Genomic DNA, 18,270 nt, shown 5'->3' with positions numbered 1-18,270 from the left:
TCTGTCGCTAGAGCGCCGCGTCCGGCTTCGCCACGTGGTCGGCGAGCACCGTGCGCAGGTCGTCGAGCATCGCGAGCATGGTGCTCTCGCGCAGCAGGTTGCTGTTGAAGCCGAGGGTGCCGACGAGGTCGCCCTCGGGGGCCACGCCGAGCTGCAGCAGGGCGCCGTCCGGGATGTCGCCGCCGACCTCCTGCGACATCACCCGACGCCGGAAAGCGCTGTACCGCAGTTCACCGGTGGTGGTGTCGGCGACGAAGGGCGAGCCGATGACCTGGAACGCCGTGCCCGCGTCGGTGTTGGTCATGACCGACGCCATCAGCTCCGGTGCCTCGGCCATGATCTGTCCGAACGGGATGTCGTGCTTGTACGCCTCAAGGCAGGTGGCGCGGGTCCGCTTGACCACCTCACGGAAGTTCGCGCAGCCGGCGAGATCCGTGCGCAGCGGCACGAAGTTGAAGAACGAGCCCACGGTGTGGTGGAACCGGGCGTCGCTGCGGCCCGCCGTGAACGTCGCCACGGTGATGTCGGTCGACCCGGAAGCCTTGTGCAGCATGACCTTGTACGCCGCCAGCAGCACCATGAAGGGCGTGCACCGCAGCTCCCGCGCGAGCGTGGCCACCGGCGCGGTCAGCTCCTTCTCGATCAGGAACCGGTGCCACGAGGTGATCTTCGGCAGCCCCTCGGACCGCGGGATGTCCAGCGGCGTGGGCGTCAGCCGGGCGCCCGCTAGCTTCGTGCGCCAGTAAGCGCGGGCGGCGTCGACCGCGGGGGAGTCCGCTTTGGCCAGTTCCTTCGCCGAGAACTCGCGGTACTGCGCCATCTCCGGCAGGTCGGGCTCCTGGCCGGTCTTGCGGGCGATGTAGAAGGCGGCGACGTCGCGCATGATCAGCTGCAGCGACCACTCGTCGACCGCGCTGTGGTGGGCGCTGAACACCAGCGCCGAGTCGGTCTCGGTGAACTTGCCCAGGACCGCACGGATCAGCGGCAGCTCACGCGCGGTGTGCTTGCCTGCCTCGCCGTCGCAGAGCATTTGCTCGACGCGCCGCTCGCGGTCTTCGGGGGCGACATCGCTGAGGTCGAGCACGGTCAGATCCGGGACGCTGGGCGGATCGATGCGCTGGTAGCGCACCTCGCCCTCGTTGACGATCAGCGTCCGCAACGTCTCGTGCCGGGCCACCAGGTCGCCCAGGGCCGCCCGCAGTGTCTCCACGTCCACCGCGCCGGTCAGCCGCCAGCCGGTGACGATGTTGTAGGCGGAGCCGAACGGGCCGTTGTCGGTGCCGTCGTCGAAGTTGCAGAGGAACTCTTGGTTGAACGACAGCGGAACCCGGTCTGCCTGATCGCTCGGATGCGCGATTTCGGAGATGCTCATGGCTGCGACAGCCTCCTTCTCAGCGTTGCGACGGCACACTGAAACGAACCGTATCGCCGGGCCTGAGCAGGAAGTTCTCCGTGAATGCCGAATCGGCGAGTGTCTACTTCAGATCGCGGCCAAGCCGCAGCGCGTCCCTGCTGACCCGCTTCATCTCGTTGCGGTGCGCCTCGGGGTCCGGGTCCTTCGTCGCGGTGTCGGTCTCGACGATCACCACGTCGCGTTCGTGCTTGGCCGCGGCGAACCCGCCCCTGCTCAAGCGGTCGAGCCCGGGGGCCGTGGCGACCCGGTCGCGCACGATGTCGACGACGCTGCCGGTGTTGTCCTTGCGCACCAGCTCGAACAGGGCCGCCGCGTCGGCCTCGGACCGCATGCGCACGACCGCGACGGAGCTGTAGGCCACGCGACCGTCACTCAGGGTCGTGGTGAACAGGGCGCGGGTCAGCTGCTGGCAGACGGTCGTGGCCAGGAAGCGCTTGGTCTGCCCGTAGGCGTGGTCCGCGCAGTCGCTGTCGAGGACGGCGGCGGGTGGCTGGGCGGCGCGGGTGAAGGTGAACTCGTGCTGGGCGACCGGTGCGGGCGGTGCGGGCTCGCTGTCGGTCAGCGCCCAGACACCCAGGCCGACCAGGGCCGCGACGATGACGACGGCGGCAGCCGCCTTGACGAGCGTGGCGCGGCTCGGGCCGGTGCGGCGGGGCGGTGGCGGCGGTTCCTCCTCGCGGCGCAGCGACTCCGGCAGCACGTCGGGCAGTGCGCTCAGGATCAGCGAAGGGGTGCGTGAGTCATCGAGGGGGCGGGGCGGGAACGTCGGCGTCGCCCGGCGCCCGGATGAGGATTCGGGGAATGACACCGCACCAACCTATCGGCAATAGGTGTGTGTGGACTGTGATCTATTCGAGATTGTCGGCCCGGCATGCGAACATATGTTCGTGTCGAGCCGCGCGACGACCCTGCATGCCGACCTGGACGCGTTCTACGCGTCGGTCGAGCAGCGTGACAAGCCGTGGCTGCGCGGGCGGCCGGTGATCGTCGGCGGCGGGGTGGTGCTGGCGGCCAGCTACGAGGCGAAGGCCTTCGGCGTCCGCACCGCCATGGGCGGCGGGGAGGCGCGTCGGCTCTGCCCTCGGGCGGTGGTCGTCGCGCCCCGGATGTCGGCGTACTCCGAGGCCAGCAAGGCGGTGTTCGAGGTCTTCCGGGACACGACGCCGCTGGTCGAGGGCATCTCCATCGACGAGGCCTTCCTCGACGTCGCAGGCCTCTGGCGCATCGCGGGCACCCCCACCGAGATAGCCACCCGGCTGCGCGCCGAGGTCATGCGCCGGGTCGGCCTCCCGATCACCGTCGGCGTCGCCCGAACCAAGTTCCTCGCGAAGGTGGCGAGCGCGGTGGCCAAGCCGGACGGCCTGCTCGTCGTCGAGCCGGAGGGTGAGTTGGCGTTCCTGCACCCGCTGCCGGTCGAGCGGCTGTGGGGCGTGGGCAAGGTGACCGCCCGCAAGCTGCACGAACTGGGCCTGACCACGGTCGGCGAGGTGGCCGATTTGTCGGAGTCGGCCCTGATGTCCATGCTCGGCCGCGCCTCCGGCAGACACCTGCACGCCCTGGCCCACAACCGCGACCCCCGCCGCATCCGGGTGGGCGTCCGCCGCCGCTCCATCGGTTCCCAACGCGCGCTGGGTCGAAAGCCGAGGACCCACGCAGACCTCGACGCCACAGTCGTCGCCATAGCCGATCGCCTGGCCAAACGCCTACGCGACGGCAGGCGCGTCTGCCGAACAGTCACCCTCCGCCTCAGATTCGACGACTACACCCGAGCCACCCGCTCCCACACCCTCGCCCAGGCCACGGACGACACCGCCCAGATCATGGCGGCGGCGAGAACCCTCCTGCGTACCGCGATGCCCTTGATCCACGACCAGGGCATCACTCTGGTCGGCCTGACCCTGGCCAACCTGAGCAAGGACAGCGCGGTGCAACTCGCGTTCTCGTTCGAGGCCTCGGACACTTCGGAACTGGACGTGACCATCGACGGGTTACGCGACCGCTTCGGCTCGGTGGCGGTGACGCGGGCGGTCCTGCTGGGCCGCGACCCGGGCATTTCGGTGCCTCTGCTGCCCGACTGACTTGCGTTCCGGCGAGCGACATCCTGCTCGTTGGCTCCTGGACGGGCCACTAGATTTGGGTGTGGCTTTCGGGAGGCGGGTATGAGGGTGAGGTCGTTGACGGCCCGGCTGAGTAGATACCTGGCTGCGGTGCGGAGCGGCGGCACGTTGACACCCAAACGCGGTCAGGAGGTTGCCCGGGCCATGCCTGCCGGTGCCCCGACCAAGCCGGAGCAGTTCGTCGCCGAGCGGCGAGTGCGGCAGGCGAAGCGTCGGAAGCGTTCGGCTCCGATCCCGGTTCGAGCTGATGGTCTGGTGAGCGACCTCGTCGCTGAGCAGCGTCGTTGATCTACGCGTTCCATGTGCCCGACCTTTTCCAGTCTACCGGGGCATGGGTCCACGAAGGGGTGCGCCGAGCGATCTGTGGATAGCCGGCCAGGCTGTGGATAAGCCCGAGGGTCGCAAACGAAACCGGGGTCCGCTCGAAAGCGGACCCCGGCTGAAGAGAATCAAACCTACTTCGTCGGGAACACGCGGACAGTCATCGTGCTGTCCTGCTGCGAAAGCACCCGAATCCCCACACCCACCGCGGGCAGCTTGACGCCCGCCGTCGGCTGCCGCGGCGACCAGAACGGGCGCCGGTCGTCGAACAGTGGCTGGGCCGACTTGCCACGCACGTAGCTCGGCTTGCCCTGCGCGTACAGGGTGAACGAGTCCGACTTCTGCAGCGAGAACGGCGCGTCGTACCCCGCCACCCGCGGGCGCCACGCGGTGCCCTGCAGGTTGTAGATCGGGTCGGGGTTGGCGTCGACGACCAACATCAGGCCCTCACCGGGGTGGGCGCTGGTGTTGTTGTCCACCTGCGAAGTGTCCCAGTAGGACACGAGCAGACCGTTCTGGTACGGGAACCGGGTCGCCCAGTCGGGCTTGTCCGGGTGGCCGTAGTCGTACGGGCCGACCTGCAGGTAGCGGTCGTACGAGGTGTACGCCCGGTAGCTCGCGATGTAGAAGTTGTCGTAGAACTTCGATTCCTTGCCGGTGGTGATCCGGAAACCTTTCGCGGTCCACCCGTTGTCGCCTGCTTCCGCGCCGTCGTTGAAGATCGGCGCGCCGTCCGCGGTGATGGAGATCTGGTCGGCGCGGAAGCCGTCCATGATCAGGCCGCCGTCGGTCTGGTAGCGGAACCGCAGCTGCGCGGTCTTGCCCGCCAGCGAGTCCAGCGGCACCGACACGTCGACCCAGCGTCCGCCGGTGACGTTGGTGATGGCGGGCTGGCCCACCGCGCTGCGGGTGAACGGCTTGCCGTCGGCCACGCCGTCGAGGGCCGTCCAGGTGGCGCCGCCGTCGACCGATCCCTCGACGTAGAGGAAGTCGCAGTCGCAGTCCTCGATGTCGTAGAGCGCCTTGAGCTTGAGCTCGGCGGCCGACTTGCCGGTCAGGTCGACCGTGCGGGTCAGCGTGTTCGACAGGTTGTCGCCGCGCTCGCTCCACCACATGTTGGCGCCATCGGTGGGGGTGCCCAGCAGGGTGGTCTTCTCCTTGTCCGGCAGCACGACGACCAGACCCTGAGCGGCAGCGGTGTTGTACGCGTGCGGGCCGAGCTTGAGTTTGGTGTCCTGCCCCGCCACGACGGTCTCGTAGTCGAGCCAGCCCAACTGCAGCTTGTCCCACGCCGAGAGGTCATTGGCGCGCAGGCCGATGGGCTCGTCGCCCGCGGAGACGCGGCTCTGTCCCATCAGTGACCACCAGTTGATGCCGTTCTCCTTGCCGCCACCGGGTCCGACCGTGTCGTAGTGGTCCGGCAGGCCGAGGTCGTGGCCGTACTCGTGCGCGAACACGCCGAGGCCGCCGTTCTCCGGCTGCATCGTGTAGTCGCCGACCCACAGGTCGGTGTCACCGATCTGCGCGCCGCCCAGCGGGTTGCCCGCGGGACCGGCGGTGGTGCTGAAGAAGGCGTACCAGCGGTGCGCCCAGATCGCGTCCTCGCCCTGGGCGGGATCCGCGTCGGACTGATCGCCGCCCGCGTGCACGATCTGGAAGTGGTCGATGTAGCCGTCGCGCTCGTTGAAGTCGCCGTCGTGGTCGTGGTCGTAGCGGTCCCACGTGTCGAATTCGGCGAGCTCGGTGCGGATCTGCTCGGTGGTCGCGCCCGCGGCCTGGCGGTCGGCGACCCACTGGGTCACCGCGTCGGAGACCAGGTTCCAGCTGTTGCCGCAGATCCGGCCGCCGCACGGGAATCCGTTGGACCGGCCGTAGCGGGCCTCGTTGTACTTGACCTTGACCCAGTCGGTGACGGTGCCCTCGACCGAGTAGCGGCCCGAGGACTGCCGCTCGTAGAACGTCTTCACCGATTCGACGCCGGGGGCGTCGGAGAAGTACAGGTCCTGGTAGTGCTCACGGCCGTAGTTAGGCTGCCAGATCGTCTTGTTGTCCACGGCCCGGTTGGGCTGGGCGATCTCGTTGTGCCGGGGACCGTCGAACCGCGCGGGACCCGGGGTGGCCGGGTCGGTGTCGCGGTCGGGGAAATCGGGGTGCCGCTCGTCGCCGAATTCGGCGAGCACGACGAAGATCTTGTCGGTCTTCTCCCGGGCCAGCTCGACGTACTGGGCGGGCGTGGCGTTGGCGGTCCGCGCCCCGGACCCGTCGCTGAGCTTCACGACGGTGCTGGCGCCGCGCTTCTCGGCCTTGGCTTCGCCCTTGAGGACCTTGGAGAGTCCGTCCTGGCGCATCTGCCTGCGCTTGTTCTCGGCGGGCGAGACCAGCTCGTCGGGTGCGTTCTCGACGCCCCCCTGCGGTGCGGCGGCGGGCGCGGGAGCCGCGTTCGCCGACACCCCCGGTAAGAAGCTGATTCCCGCGACCGCCGCGATCGCGACGACCATTCTGCGACGCACGCGTCCTCCTGTGGTGACTTCGGTGGGGATAGGTTGAAGCCGCAACGTAGGCGAGAACGCATGAGTCGGTTATCACGAATTGAATACGTGCCGACGTTTCGGTCATATCAATTGGCTATAGCATCCACTGATGGACCGAATAGCGTAGGACGAATGTCGGAATGAATTCGGCGGCAATGGGCGAAATTCGGACGGTTAGTCGGTGATCTTCGCGCCGTCTACCCGCCACAGGCTCTGGTGCTCGGCGTCGGGGCCCGCCAACACGAACAGGGCGTCGCCGACGGTCGTCGCCGCGGTCACCGTGCCGGTCGGACCTTCCGCGGCCAGCAGGGTCCAGTCCCGGCCGTCCGCCCGGGCGATCTTGACCTGACCGTCCTCGGACAGCACCTGAACCACCCGTAGTTCGATCTCCACCGGCGCGGCCAGTGGGTCTTTGTCGCTGACCGGGATCGGCGGTGCGCCCGGAAGTCGGGTCCAGGTCCCATCGATGAACCGCCAGACCGCGAGCTTTCCGTCGACCTGGCCCGCAGCCGCGCACGTGCTTGCCTGACACGCCAAGGAGATCGCGCTCGCCGTGGTTCCGGTGTCGGGCAGCGCGGTCTTCGTCCACCCAACGACACCCGATGCCGAGCGCCACACCACCGGCGTCAGCCGGTCGTCGGCGAGTTGCCAGCCCGCCACCAGAACACCTTGGTCCAGCGCGGAAGCCGCCATCGGGAAGCCGAGCGCGGCCTGGGTGCTCTCCAGTGCCGTCCCGGCCGAACTCCGCCGCGTCCAGGTGTCGCCGTCGGCGGTCCACGTCGCGACGTCGAGCCCGACTTGCTCGCTGTTCCACGAGCCGACCAGCGCCGGTCCGACCGGCGTGATCACCGCCGCGGTCAGGTCACCCGCGCCGTAGCCGCCGAACGTGCTGAAACCCTGGGGCTTCTCCACGACCCCGGACGCGGACCCGTCCCACACGCTCCATCGCACGTTGCCGTGCGCGCCACCGCGTTCGCCGCCGACCGCCACGATCCGGCCCGCGTCGACGTCGATCGACTTCCAGGTCGCCAGCAGGCCGTACGGGCTGACTCCGCGCACGGGAATCTCGGTGACCGCGCCATCCGCCGCCCGGCGCAGCAGGCCGGGTTTGGTCGCCTGCCCATCCCGGCGCACCCCGATGACCAGCGCGTCGCCGTCCGCGGCGAGCACGACCGGTGCGGCGGGCAGGTCGACCTTGGTGAACACCACAGTCTTCGCCCTCGCGGGCGACGAGCATCCCCCGAGGAGCAGAGCCGAGATCACCACGAGTCGCGCCACGCGTCCGCCCATGTCGGGCAGTATCCCGTTTTCCGTCGGTGAATCAAGCGATCATGAGAGGGTGAGTGGGGTGTGCGCGGGTTGCGCCGAGGCGCCATTCCGGTTCGAGCCGTAGGGGAGACCACATGCCGAAGTCGCTGTCCATCGCCGTGGCCCAACCGCGCTGCGTGCCCTACGACGTCGAAGCCAACGCCGCCATCCACGCGGCCACCGTGGCCGCGGCGGGCGCGAGGGTCGTTGTCTTCCCCGAACTCTCCCTGACCGGATACGAGTTGGACGCCCCGGCGATCACCGCCGACGACCCCCGGCTCGCACCGATCGTCGAAGCCTGCGCCCGCTCCGGTTCGCTGGCCCTCGTGGGAGCGCCAGTCCAGGGTGACGGCGGCGCCGCGCACATCGCCACCCTGGCCGTCGACGAGACCGGCGTCCGTGTCGCCTACCGCAAGATGTGGTTGGGCGGCGCGGAACCCACCTACTTCGCGCCGGGTGACCAGCCCGCGGTCGTCGAGGTCGACGGCCACCGGCTCGGTCTCGCGATCTGCAAGGACCTGAACACCCCGAGGCACGCCGTCGACACCGCCGCGCTGGGCATCGACGGCTACGTGGCCTCCATCCTGGAAACCGTGGATGCCACCGCGAAGGTCGCCGCGCGCGCCGAAGCCATCGCTGTCGAGCACCGCGTCTGGGTGGCCGTGGCCTCGTTCGCCGGATCGACCGGCGGCGGCTTCGACCACGCCGCGGGCCGATCCGGCATCCTGCGCCCAGACGGCGTCCTAGTGTCCGCTGTGGACCGCGAGCCGGGCGCGATCGCCAAGGCCACCCTCAGCTGAGGGTCCCCGCCGCGGCGATCACGAGGGCTTGGGTCTGGTCGATGATGTCCAGCCGGTTCTGCTCGAACACCGGGTCGCTGATCTCGGTGGTGTTCCCGGGCCCGAACAGCAGGACCGGCGTGTGCAGGTGCCCGCCCGGCATCGGCGCGCCCAAGGCGTCGCGCAGCAGGGTCGTGCGGTACGCGATCTCGTTGGACAGGTAGTTGCCGCCGCCGCCCGCCCGCGCGACCGAGCCCGGGGTCGGGCCGTTCGGCTGGAACACCGGGGCCGTCGCGCCCGCCGGGATCTCGGTCACGCTCGGGTTGGCGTGCACCGGGAACCGCCCGGGCGGCGCCGCGACCATCTCGGCGGCGGGTAGCGTGCTCGGCACGAACTCGGGCGCGGGCGTCACGGTCGGGACGTGCGCGGGGATCGGGACGACACCGGTGTAGGAGATGTTGTCGTTGTCCGGGAACCCGCCCCGCCAACGGCCGTTGTGGCCCTCCACGTCGAACCGGCCCGGCCTGCCCTGGCTCACGGTCACGAACATGTCCGCCCGGGCGCGGCCCTCCCGCAGGTGCGGCAGGAACGTGTCCTCCACCGTGCCCTGCTCGAACGGCCGCCACAGCACCGGGAAGATCGCCGTCTCGATCCGCGCGGGACCGTTCGGCGTGCGCACGATCAGGCCGTCCATGGCCAGCGCGGCGGCGCCGGACGGGTTGCTGCGCCGGATGTCGGCGTCGAGGATGAACGGGTCGAAGCCGCTGACCACGATCCGGCGGACCCCGTCGCCCGTGGGCAGTCGCATCGAGTCCTGCCCGCGGGAGGCGCGGTCGAACGTCAGGATCAGCGCTGCCCGCTCCCGGGCGTCCAGCCCGTCGGTCGGTGTCCACTGGCGCAGCAGGCTGGTGAAACTCAGCCTCGCCCAGTAGAGCGGGCGGTCGTCGGTGACAGAGAGGCCGTCGGTCGGCACGGGGGACTGCGCCCTGGCCACGGCGGCGGCCCACAGCGTCTTGCCGGTCGCCGAGGCCAGCGTCGTCGCCGCCCGCGCGCCCGGCAGCGCGCACAGCGCGGCGCTGAAGGTGCTCGCGTACCGGTCGAAACCGCTGCGGCGCAAGATGTCCTGCGGGACGGGGCGGGCCAGCCGGTTCTCCTCGACGGTCAACTGGACGGTCGGGTCGTAGCAGTCACGTCGTTCTTCCGCGGCCGCCAGGGGCGCGCCCGCCACCAGTGCCGCGATCACGACGGCCCCGGCCAACACCTTGCTGATCACATCGTCTCCAAGCAGGTCGAGGAGTCGGCGCCGCGCGCGCCCGACGACCATCCTGCTGGAGGGATCGGGGGCAGCCCCTATAGCGACGTGGGTATCAATTCCCGCTATACCGAGAATAGGGGTCAGCGCGGTCGCAGCGCGTCGAGCGTGATCCCGACCAGTCTGCGGACCGCCGCCTGGGCGGGCGCCTCGGTCGCGGCGTCGAGGGCGTGCAGGCAGAAAACCGCCAGTTCGTCGGGGGAGACGTCGTCGCGCACGTCCCCGCTCGCCGCGGCGGCGCGCAGCAGGTCGGCGATCATGGTGCGCAACTGGGCGTGGGCGTCCGCGACCCGCGCGCCCGCGTGCAGGACCTGGGCGAATTCGGCGCCGTGGGGCTGACGCCCGTGCGGCGACCGGTGGTGGTTGATCACGGCGTAGGCGTCGAGGACCGCGGCGAGCTTTGTGCCCGGGTCGTCGCCCGCCCGGTCGCGGATGGCCGCAAGGTGTGCCAAGTGATCGCCGACCTGCCGCTCGTGCCAGGCGTGCACGATCGCTTCGACGCTCGGGAAGTACTTGTACAGCGTGGCCCGACCGATTCCGGTCTCCTTGGCGACCCGCGACATCGTCACGCCCGCCAGGCCATGTCGGGCCACCAGCGCGGCCGTGGTGTCCAGCGTCGCGTCGCGCACCGTGCGGCGGTGCTCCTCGATCGTGTCGCTCCACAGTTTCGGCACCTGGCCAGCATACGTTTCGCCGAAGTGGATACAACATGACTTGACAGCGACATAGTGTCTCGTAAAACTGGAGACATGGCACACGACTCTCGGCCTGGCGTCCCGCGCTGGGTGAAGATCTCGCTCATCGCGGTGGGCGCTCTCATCGCCCTGCTGGTGGTCCTCATGGCGACGGGCGCCCTCGGCGGCGTCCACGGACCGGGCAGACACCTCTCCGCCGCGGCGGTGCTCGCATGACTGTCGGGATGGGCCCGCGCACGCGGAAGTTCGCACTCACCCTGCACGTCGTGGCCTCGGTGGGCTGGCTGGGCGCGGTCGGGGCGTATCTGGTGCTAGCCGCCGCGGCCCTTCGAAGCGAGGACGTCGCCCTGGTGCGCGGTGCGTACCCGCTGATGGAACTGGTGATGTGGGCGGCCGTGGTGCCGCTGAGCCTGGGCTCGCTGCTCACGGGCGTGATCTCCGCCCTTGGCGGGCCGTGGGGGCTGGTGCGGCACTACTGGGTGCTGTTCAAACTGGTGCTCAACCTGGTCGCGACCACCCTGCTTCTGCTGTACACCAGGTCGATCGGCCACTTCGCCGACCTCGCGCCGACCGCGCGCGACGTCGGAGCCCTGCGCGATCCCACCCACGTGCTGCACTCGGTGCTGGCGCTGCTGGTGCTGCTCGTGGCCACGGTGCTCGCGGTGTTCAAGCCCCGAGGGGTGACGGGGTTCGGCCGCGCGCGTCGAGCGGTGCCCTAGGAGACGCCGCCGAGGTCGTCGAGCAGAGCCCGGCAGGCTTGTTCGCAACGCCTGCACGCCTCCGCGCAGACCCGGCAGTGTTCGTGGGCCCGCGCGTGCGACTCGCACTCGGTGGCGCAGGCCTTGCAGGCGACGGCGCAGGCGAGCAGGACGCAGCGGGTCAGGTCGGGGTCGTAGCCGGTGTGCCGGGACAGCACACGCCCGGTGGTCTCACACAGGTCGGCGCAGTCCTGGTTGACGCGCACGCAGGTCGTCAGCTCCGCGACCATGTCCTCGCTGAGGCAGGCGTCCGCGCAGGCCGTGCACGCCGCCGCGCACTCGAAGCACGCTTCGACGCAGGTGGCGAGTTTCTCCGGGTCGAGCCCGCCGAGGTCCTTGGGATAGGTCTGGAGCATCTGGGCCGCGACTGTCATGACCGAGTCCTTCCATAGGTGACCGGTCTTGGTTACCCACGTCTCGGCGGCGCAATCACGCCTGGAGCAGTTCCCGCGTCTGGGTCATCTCGGCGCGCTGGCCGTCGATGATCTGCTGGGCAGGCGCCCTGGCGGCGTCGCTGCGGCCCCTCTCCGGTTCCACCTCGGCCATGTGGCGGTGGGCGCGCCCCGCTCGTCCGACCACTCCCGCATCTTCTCGATCTCCGGACCCTGCGCCTGCTCGACGCTGCCCGCCGGATCCAGCATCTTCGGCTCGGTCGACCGCGACGGCACCAGCTTCGCCATCTCGATCGCCTGGCCGGGGTGGGCGATCATGTCGGTGGCGAAGGCGACGTCCTGCTCGTTGTGCGTGCTCCGCGAGTCGGAGGTCGCCCTGTGGGGGCCCGCGGGTTCGTGCGGAGTGCCCCCCGCAGGGCGGTGGCGAGGGCGATCGCGGCGAGGACCATCCCGAGTTGGCTCATGTCCGCTTTCCGGACAGTGCTGTCAGCGACGATTGCCCGAATCATCCCCGATCACCACTCCCCGCGCTTCGGGAACCAAGTGGGAAAGGTGCGCGATACCGCCCTGACCCGGCCGCCCGTACCCTGGCGGGGTGTCCGAGGCGAGGATCAACCGACCCCGGCGAGCGTCCCTCGCCGGGCTGGCGGTCGCGCTCCTCTTCGCGGCGGTGGCAACCCTGGGCGCGCACTGCACCGCCGCCGCCGAGACAACCAGCCCCGTCGCGACGGCGGCCGTCGACGGTCACAGGACGCACCACGGCAGCGATGCTCGCGCAGGACACCAGCCAGTCGCCGATCAGATCACCCACCGCGGCGGCACCGCTGTGGTGGCGATGCGAATGCCCGGCGATCAGACCGGTCACCACGGCGGCGCCGCCGGAATGGCGTTCCAGCCAATGGTTGATCAGGCCGCGCGCCCCGGTTCACCCGCGGAGTCCGGGTCGAGTGGGCTCATCGCGCTCTGTGTCTGCGTGGCGGTGGCTGTTCTGCTGGCGCTGGTGCGGCTCGGGCAACCTCGTGCCGTCGAGGTTCGTGCGCCGGTGAAAAGGCTCCCCGCCTCGATCGCGAGTCTGGTTTGGCCGAGTCCTGATCCGGTCCGCCTCTGCGTGCTGCGTACGTAGGAGAGTTCTGTCCGAGACGCCGTTTCGGGCCACCGACCTCCACTTCGCACGCACTCCGAAAGGCAATTCCGTGGATCTTTTCGCTGTACTCCTCACCGGCCTGCTGGCAGGCGGGATCTCCTGCGCCGCCGTGCAGGGCGGCCTGCTCGCGGGCCTGGTCGCCCGGCAGCGGCCCGACGACGCGGTACCGGCGGGCCGCCGACGGTCCGGCGGCGCGGCTTCGGCCGGTCGTCAGCGGTCCGACGGTGGGACACCCGCACCCGCCGGCCAGACCGCGCTGGCCCGTCTCGGTGACGACCTCATCCCCGTCGGCGGCTTCATGGCGGGCAAACTGCTCTCCCACACCCTGCTCGGCGCGCTGCTCGGCGCGGTCGGCGGCGCCGTCCAGCTCTCCCTCGGCGCCCGGACCGCGTTGCAGTTCGTCGCCGGGGCGTTGATCATCGTGTTCGGGCTCGCCCAACTCGGGGTGCCCGGGTTCCGGCGGATCGTGATCATGCCGCCGCTGCCGTGGATGCGGATGGTCCGCAACCAGTCGCGCTCACAGGCGGCGTTCGCGCCCGCCATCCTCGGGTTCGCCACCGTGGTCATCCCGTGCGGGGTGACGCTCTCGGTCGAGGCGCTGGCCCTGGCGTCCGGTTCGGCCCTGGCGGGCGCGGCGACGATGGCGGTCTTCGTGCTCGGCACCGGCCCGCTGTTCGCCGTCCTGGGCTACGCCGCCCGCAAGGCCGCCACTGCCTGGCGTGGAAGGCTTGCCATCGCGACCGGCGTCGTACTGCTGCTGACCGGCCTCTACACGGTCAACGGCGGTCTGGAGCTGGCCGGTTCACCGCTGGCCGCGAGCAGGCTGATGAGTGCCGAAGTCGACCAGTCCGCGGCCACTGTCAGCGACGGCGCCCAGGTCGTCGAGATCATCGCCGTCACGGGCGCGTACCGCCCGCCCAACGTCGCCGCGCGGGCGGGTGTGCCGACAACCCTGCTGGTGCGCACGCACAACGCCAAGGGGTGTGTGCGGGCGCTGGTGGTGCCCTCGCGCGGCATCGAGGAGACGCTGCCGGTGAACGGTGAGACCCGGATCGACCTCGGTGTTCTCGAACCCGGCACCGTCGAGTACTCGTGCTCGATGGGGATGTACACCGGGGTCATCACCGTCACCTGAGCGGGCTCAGTGGTAGGCGTGGACCACAGCGTGGCCCATGCCGCGGCCGATCATCCACCGGTTGATCGGCCAGGTGACGACGAACGCCACGCCCAGGGCGAACGCGAGCGCGCCCCAGAACAGGAAGCTGCTCAGGCCTGCCTCCATGGCGCCCGGCACGGCCAGCATGATGCCGTTGTCGACGATCTCCATCACGGCGATGGACAGGGTGTCGGCGGCCAGCGCGACCTTGACGGCCTGCTTGAAGTCGACGCCCGCCCGGAGCACGCCGCGCATGGTCAGCGCGTAGCCGAAGAAGAAGGCGAGCGTGACGGCCAGCACAATGGTGGCCACGTTTCCCCAGCCCAGAGCGGTGCCGATGACCATGCCGAGCACCTCGCCGATGGCGCAGCCGGTGAGGCAGTGCAGCGTGGCCGACGCGGCCATCCGCCAGGACACGGGGCCGTGGCCCATGGTGCTGTGGTCGTGGCCCATCGCGCCGTGGTCCATGGCGCTGTGGTCGTGGGTACCCGCGTGCTGAGGTTCTTCGCTGGACACCTGGTGCCTCCTGAGCTAGTTGTGCATACCCTTGGGGGGTATCGGTAACCTAACACCGTGATTCGAAGACGGCAACCTTGTTTTTGATACCCCCTGGGGGTATGGTTGCGACCAGTTCAACCGAAGGAGAGTGCCCCGATGTCCGAGTCCACCACCTACACCGTGACCGGGATGACCTGTGGCCACTGTGTCCAGTCCGTCCGGGACGAAGTCGGCCGCATCGACGGTGTCACGTCGGTCAAGGTCGACCTGCCGACCGGTGCGGTCACCGTGGAGAGCGACCGCGACCTCGCCGAAGCCGAGGTGCGCGCGGCAGTCGAGGAAGCCGGTTACGAACTGACCGCCTAGATCGGCGGCAAGTCAGAAAGCAGAGACATGAAGACTCCAGCGAAGCTCACCGCCTACGGTGTGGCGCTCGTCCTGGTCGCCACCGGCGCCTGGGCGGTCGGCACGGCTGTCGGTCCCTTCTCCGCCGAGCCCGCCGCGCGGGCCGACGCGCACGGGGAGACCCACGGCGACACTGTCCCGGAGAGCACGCCGAACGACCTGCCCGAGGGCCTGTCGTCGTCCAGGGGCGGATACACCTTCACGCCCACCCAAGCGACGCTCCCCGCGGGCCCCGACCAGCCGTTCTCCTTCCGGATCACCAAAACCGGCGGACAGCCGGTCACCGCCTTCGACCTCGAGCACGAGAAGCGCCTGCACCTCATCGTGGTGCGCCGCGACACCTCGGGCTTCCAGCACGTCCACCCGGAGATGGCGCCCGACGGGACGTGGACGGTCCGGCTGAACCTGGCCAAGCCGGGCAGCTACCGGGCGTTCGCCGACTTCGCGCCGACCGGCGGTGAGGGGATGACCCTCGGCGTGGACCTCGCGGTGCCCGGCGCCGTCGAGCCGGTCACGCACTCGGAGTCGCGGGTGGCCACAGTGGATGGTTACGAGGTGCGCCTCGCCGGTGACCTGGTGGCGGGCTCGTCCTCCAAGGTGACCCTGTCGGTGTCCAGGGACGGCAAGCCGGTCACCGACCTGCGGCCGTATCTCGGCGCGTACGGGCACCTCGTCGCGCTCCGTGAAGGCGACCTCGCGTACCTGCACGTGCACCCGGAGGGCGCGCCCGGCGACGGCAAGACCCAGCCGGGACCGGAGGTCGTGTTCTTCGCCGAGGTGCCGACCACGGCGACGTACCGGCTGTTCCTCGACTTCCAGCACGAGGGCAAGGTGCGCACGGCCGAGTTCACCGTGTCCACTGCGGACAAGTCGCCGACCACCAAGCCCGCTGAGCCCGCCGCTCCGTCCACTTCGGACGAAGCGCCCGGTCATGGCCACAACTGACGCGCGAGGAGGAGAAGGCATGACCACGAACGTCGTCACGGCCCGCCCGGCCGAGATCGAACTCGCCATCGGCGGCATGACGTGTGCCTCGTGCGCCAACCGGATCGAGCGCAGGCTCAACAAGCTCGACGGCGTCACCGCCACGGTCAACTACGCGACGGAGAAGGCGAAGGTCGTCTACCCGGAAGGGATCGACCCGGCCGAGCTCGTCGCCCAGGTCGAGGCCGCGGGATACACCGCGACCGTGCCGCGGACGGAACCCGAGGCCGACGCGCCGCCGCAGGCGGATCCGTTGCGGCAGCGGCTGATCGGCGCGGTCGGGCTGTCGGTGCCGGTCATCGCGATGGCGATGGTCCCGGCGCTGCAGTTCACCTACTGGCAGTGGATCTCGCTGATGTTGGCCGCGCCGGTCGTGGTGTGGGCGGCGTGGCCCTTCCACCAGGCGGCGTGGGCGAACCTGCGGCACGGCGCGGCGACCATGGACACCCTGATCTCGATGGGCACCCTTGCCGCGTTCGGCTGGTCGCTGTACGCGTTGCTGTTCGGCTCGGCGGGCGTGCCAGGCATGACCCACCCGTTCGAGCTCACCATCCGCCGCATGGGCGGGGAAGCGAGCATCTACCTCGAGGTCGCGGCGGGCGTCACCACGTTCATCCTCGCCGGTCGCTATTTCGAGGCCAGGGCCAAGCGCCGCGCGGGATCAGCTCTGCGCGCCCTGCTGGAACTGGGCGCGAAGGACGTCGCCGTCCTGCGTGAGGGTGTGGAGGTCCGGGTCCCGATCGAGCAGCTGGCCGTGGGCGACCGGTTCGTCGTGCGGCCGGGGGAGAAGATCGCCACCGACGGCGTCATCGAGGACGGCAAGTCCGCTGTGGACGCCGCGATGCTCACCGGTGAATCCGTGCCGGTGGAGGTCGGCCCGGGCGACGCGGTGGTCGGGGCGACGGTGAACGCGGGCGGCAGGCTGCTCGTGCGGGCCACCAGGGTCGGCTCGGACACGCAGCTGGCGCAGATGGCGAAGCTCGTCGAGGACGCGCAGACCGGCAAGGCCGCGGTCCAGCGGCTCGCCGACCGGGTGTCCGGCGTGTTCGTCCCGATCGTGATCGCCCTCGCGCTGGGCACGCTGTTCTTCTGGCTCGGCGCCGGGGTGGGCGCCACGGCGGCCTTCACCGCCGCGGTCGCCGTGCTGATCATCGCCTGCCCGTGCGCCTTGGGCCTGGCGACGCCGACCGCGCTGCTGGTGGGCACGGGCCGGGGAGCGCAGCTCGGGATCCTGATCAAGGGCCCCGAGGTCCTGGAGTCCACGCGCCGGATCGACACGATCGTGCTCGACAAGACGGGCACGGTGACCACCGGCCGGATGTCCCTTGTGGACGTCCATACCGCCGAGGGCGTCGACCGGAACGAGGCGCTGCGGCTGGCGGGCGCTGTGGAGCACGCGTCGGAACACCCGATCGCGCAAGCCATCGCGGTTGCCGCCCAGGAGTTGGGCGACCTGCCCGCGGTCGAGGACTTCAGCGCGACCGAGGGCCTCGGCGTGAACGGCGTCGTCGACGGCCACGCCGTCCTCGTCGGCCGCACCGAGCTGCTGCGGGCGTGGAGCCTGGAGCTGCCCGCGGACCTCGCCGAGGCGAAGGCGGCGGCCGAAGCGCAAGGCAGAACCGCCGTCGCGGTCGCCTGGGACGGTGCGCCCCGGGCCGTGCTCGTGGTGGCGGACACGGTCAAGCCGACCTCGGCGGACGCCATCGGCATGCTGCGTGGCCTGGGCCTGACCCCGGTGCTGCTGACCGGCGACAACGCGGCCGTGGCCGAGTCCGTCGCCCGCGAGGTCGGCATCGACGAGGTCATCGCCGAGGTCCTCCCGCAGGACAAGGTCGACGTGGTCGCCCGGCTGCAGAAGGAAGGCAAGGTCGTCGCCATGGTCGGCGACGGCGTGAACGACGCCGCGGCGCTGGCCAGAGCCGACCTGGGCCTGGCCATGGGAACGGGAACGGACGTGGCCATCGAGGCCGCGGACCTGACCTTGGTCCGAGGCGACCTACGGGCAGCGGCGGACGCGATCCGCCTGTCCCGCAGCACTTTGGCGACGATCAAGGGCAACCTGTTCTGGGCCTTCGCCTACAACGTGGCGGCACTGCCCCTGGCGGCGGCAGGACTGTTGAACCCGATGCTGGCGGGCGCGGCGATGGCGGTGAGCTCGGCCTTCGTGGTCGCGAACAGCCTGCGGCTACGCCGATTCCGGTCGAGCACGAGGTAGGTCGGGCGGCCCGGGTAGCCGGGCCAGGTCGACAGGTCGGGTAGCCGGGCCGCTCACGCGGGCCGGGCAGATCGGGCGCCCCTGCCAGCCCTGTCTGCCCGATCCGCCAACCCCCACCCCGACGCCACCGGCCTTCACTCGCAAGTCCGGCACGTCAAAGCCGCGTCCAAACGGCGATCCCCGAGCGACACCGCACCCCATCAAAGGGTGCGGTGTCGCTTTTTTCACCCCCCTTCCATAC

Annotated in this window: 17 protein-coding genes and 1 pseudogene; 9 read left to right on the top strand and 9 right to left on the bottom strand. The window is 70.3% G+C overall.

Features of this window, described 5'->3' with window-relative positions:
• Window positions 1-7: 7 nt before the first annotated feature.
• On the bottom strand, window positions 8-1,372 hold the full coding sequence (locus GPZ80_RS27390) for a condensation domain-containing protein (protein WP_187223976.1): 1,365 nt from the start codon (window positions 1,370-1,372) through the stop codon (window positions 8-10).
• Window positions 1,373-1,475: 103 nt separating this feature from the next.
• Window positions 1,476-2,222, bottom strand: a complete 747-nt coding sequence (locus tag GPZ80_RS27385) for a hypothetical protein (protein WP_187223975.1) — start codon at window positions 2,220-2,222, stop codon at window positions 1,476-1,478.
• A 73-nt stretch (window positions 2,223-2,295) separates the two neighbouring features.
• Here GPZ80_RS27385 and dinB point away from each other — a divergent pair, with 73 nt between their 5' ends.
• Complete coding sequence (gene dinB, locus GPZ80_RS27380) at window positions 2,296-3,492, top strand: DNA polymerase IV (protein ID WP_187223974.1); 1,197 nt, start codon at window positions 2,296-2,298, stop codon at window positions 3,490-3,492.
• Between the two features lie 494 nt (window positions 3,493-3,986).
• Here dinB and GPZ80_RS27375 read toward each other — a convergent pair whose 3' ends face one another.
• Together GPZ80_RS27375 and GPZ80_RS27370 are read right to left on the bottom strand one after the other, a co-directional pair.
• Window positions 3,987-6,362, bottom strand: a complete 2,376-nt coding sequence (locus GPZ80_RS27375; protein WP_312880611.1) for an immune inhibitor A domain-containing protein — start codon at window positions 6,360-6,362, stop codon at window positions 3,987-3,989.
• Between the two features lie 195 nt (window positions 6,363-6,557).
• Entirely contained in the window at window positions 6,558-7,673 is a 1,116-nt protein-coding gene (locus GPZ80_RS27370; RefSeq protein ID WP_187223973.1) for a hypothetical protein, read from the bottom strand.
• Window positions 7,674-7,786: 113 nt separating this feature from the next.
• On the opposite strand from GPZ80_RS27370, the gene GPZ80_RS27365 reads away from it, so the two are divergent.
• On the top strand, window positions 7,787-8,491 hold the full coding sequence (locus GPZ80_RS27365) for a carbon-nitrogen hydrolase family protein (RefSeq protein ID WP_187223972.1): 705 nt from the start codon (window positions 7,787-7,789) through the stop codon (window positions 8,489-8,491).
• Here GPZ80_RS27365 and GPZ80_RS27360 read toward each other — a convergent pair.
• Together GPZ80_RS27360 and GPZ80_RS27355 are read right to left on the bottom strand one after the other, a co-directional pair.
• The gene (locus GPZ80_RS27360; RefSeq protein WP_222719949.1) at window positions 8,484-9,743 is read right to left on the bottom strand and encodes a PA0049 C-terminal domain-containing protein; all 1,260 of its coding nucleotides are present in this window, start codon (window positions 9,741-9,743) and stop codon (window positions 8,484-8,486) included. The two genes, GPZ80_RS27365 and GPZ80_RS27360, sit on opposite strands and share 8 nt — an antisense overlap.
• Window positions 9,744-9,865: 122 nt before the next feature.
• Window positions 9,866-10,456 carry a TetR/AcrR family transcriptional regulator gene (locus GPZ80_RS27355; protein ID WP_187223971.1) on the bottom strand — a complete coding sequence of 197 codons (591 nt, stop codon included), beginning with the start codon at window positions 10,454-10,456 and terminating at the stop codon, window positions 9,866-9,868.
• 75 nt (window positions 10,457-10,531) lie between these two features.
• On the opposite strand from GPZ80_RS27355, the gene GPZ80_RS27350 reads away from it, so the two are divergent.
• Window positions 10,532-10,693 (top strand): hypothetical protein, encoded by a 162-nt coding sequence (locus GPZ80_RS27350; protein WP_187223970.1) that lies wholly within the window; start codon window positions 10,532-10,534, stop codon window positions 10,691-10,693.
• Complete coding sequence (locus GPZ80_RS27345) at window positions 10,690-11,196, top strand: DUF2269 domain-containing protein (protein ID WP_246477541.1); 507 nt, start codon at window positions 10,690-10,692, stop codon at window positions 11,194-11,196. The genes GPZ80_RS27350 and GPZ80_RS27345 overlap by 4 nt, the downstream gene beginning before the upstream one ends.
• Here GPZ80_RS27345 and GPZ80_RS27340 read toward each other — a convergent pair.
• Both GPZ80_RS27340 and GPZ80_RS34265 read right to left on the bottom strand, forming a co-directional pair.
• Window positions 11,193-11,609, bottom strand: a complete 417-nt coding sequence (locus GPZ80_RS27340; protein ID WP_187223969.1) for a four-helix bundle copper-binding protein — start codon at window positions 11,607-11,609, stop codon at window positions 11,193-11,195. The genes GPZ80_RS27345 and GPZ80_RS27340 overlap by 4 nt on opposite strands.
• Before the next feature lie 201 nt (window positions 11,610-11,810).
• A pseudogene (locus GPZ80_RS34265) lies at window positions 11,811-11,915 on the bottom strand (DUF305 domain-containing protein); the annotation flags it as partial.
• 307 nt (window positions 11,916-12,222) lie between these two features.
• Between GPZ80_RS34265 and GPZ80_RS27330 the strand changes: the two are divergent.
• Both GPZ80_RS27330 and GPZ80_RS27325 read left to right on the top strand, forming a co-directional pair.
• The gene (locus GPZ80_RS27330) at window positions 12,223-12,750 is read left to right on the top strand and encodes a hypothetical protein (RefSeq protein ID WP_187223967.1); all 528 of its coding nucleotides are present in this window, start codon (window positions 12,223-12,225) and stop codon (window positions 12,748-12,750) included.
• Between the two features lie 70 nt (window positions 12,751-12,820).
• Window positions 12,821-13,906: a sulfite exporter TauE/SafE family protein gene (locus GPZ80_RS27325; protein WP_187223966.1), complete on the top strand. Its 1,086-nt coding sequence runs from the start codon at window positions 12,821-12,823 to the stop codon at window positions 13,904-13,906.
• A 6-nt stretch (window positions 13,907-13,912) separates the two neighbouring features.
• Here the strand turns inward: GPZ80_RS27325 and GPZ80_RS27320 are convergent, their stop codons facing one another.
• A complete protein-coding gene (locus GPZ80_RS27320) occupies window positions 13,913-14,395 on the bottom strand; it encodes a DUF4396 domain-containing protein (RefSeq protein ID WP_376771750.1) in 483 nt (160 codons plus the stop codon).
• A 186-nt stretch (window positions 14,396-14,581) separates the two neighbouring features.
• Between GPZ80_RS27320 and GPZ80_RS27315 the strand changes: the two genes are divergently transcribed.
• The 3 genes from GPZ80_RS27315 to GPZ80_RS27305 are packed head-to-tail and all read left to right on the top strand — an operon-like array spanning window position 14,582 to window position 18,029.
• The gene (locus GPZ80_RS27315) at window positions 14,582-14,791 is read left to right on the top strand and encodes a heavy-metal-associated domain-containing protein (RefSeq protein ID WP_187223965.1); all 210 of its coding nucleotides are present in this window, start codon (window positions 14,582-14,584) and stop codon (window positions 14,789-14,791) included.
• Between the two features lie 27 nt (window positions 14,792-14,818).
• Complete coding sequence (locus GPZ80_RS27310; protein WP_187223964.1) at window positions 14,819-15,775, top strand: DUF8832 domain-containing protein; 957 nt, start codon at window positions 14,819-14,821, stop codon at window positions 15,773-15,775.
• A 19-nt stretch (window positions 15,776-15,794) separates the two neighbouring features.
• Entirely contained in the window at window positions 15,795-18,029 is a 2,235-nt protein-coding gene (locus GPZ80_RS27305) for a heavy metal translocating P-type ATPase (RefSeq protein WP_187223963.1), read from the top strand.
• Window positions 18,030-18,270: the final 241 nt, after the last annotated feature.

Source organism: Actinokineospora xionganensis (assembly GCF_014323725.1).
Lineage (GTDB): Bacteria > Actinomycetota > Actinomycetes > Mycobacteriales > Pseudonocardiaceae > Actinokineospora > Actinokineospora xionganensis.
This window is presented reverse-complemented; position numbering and strand designations above follow the sequence as displayed.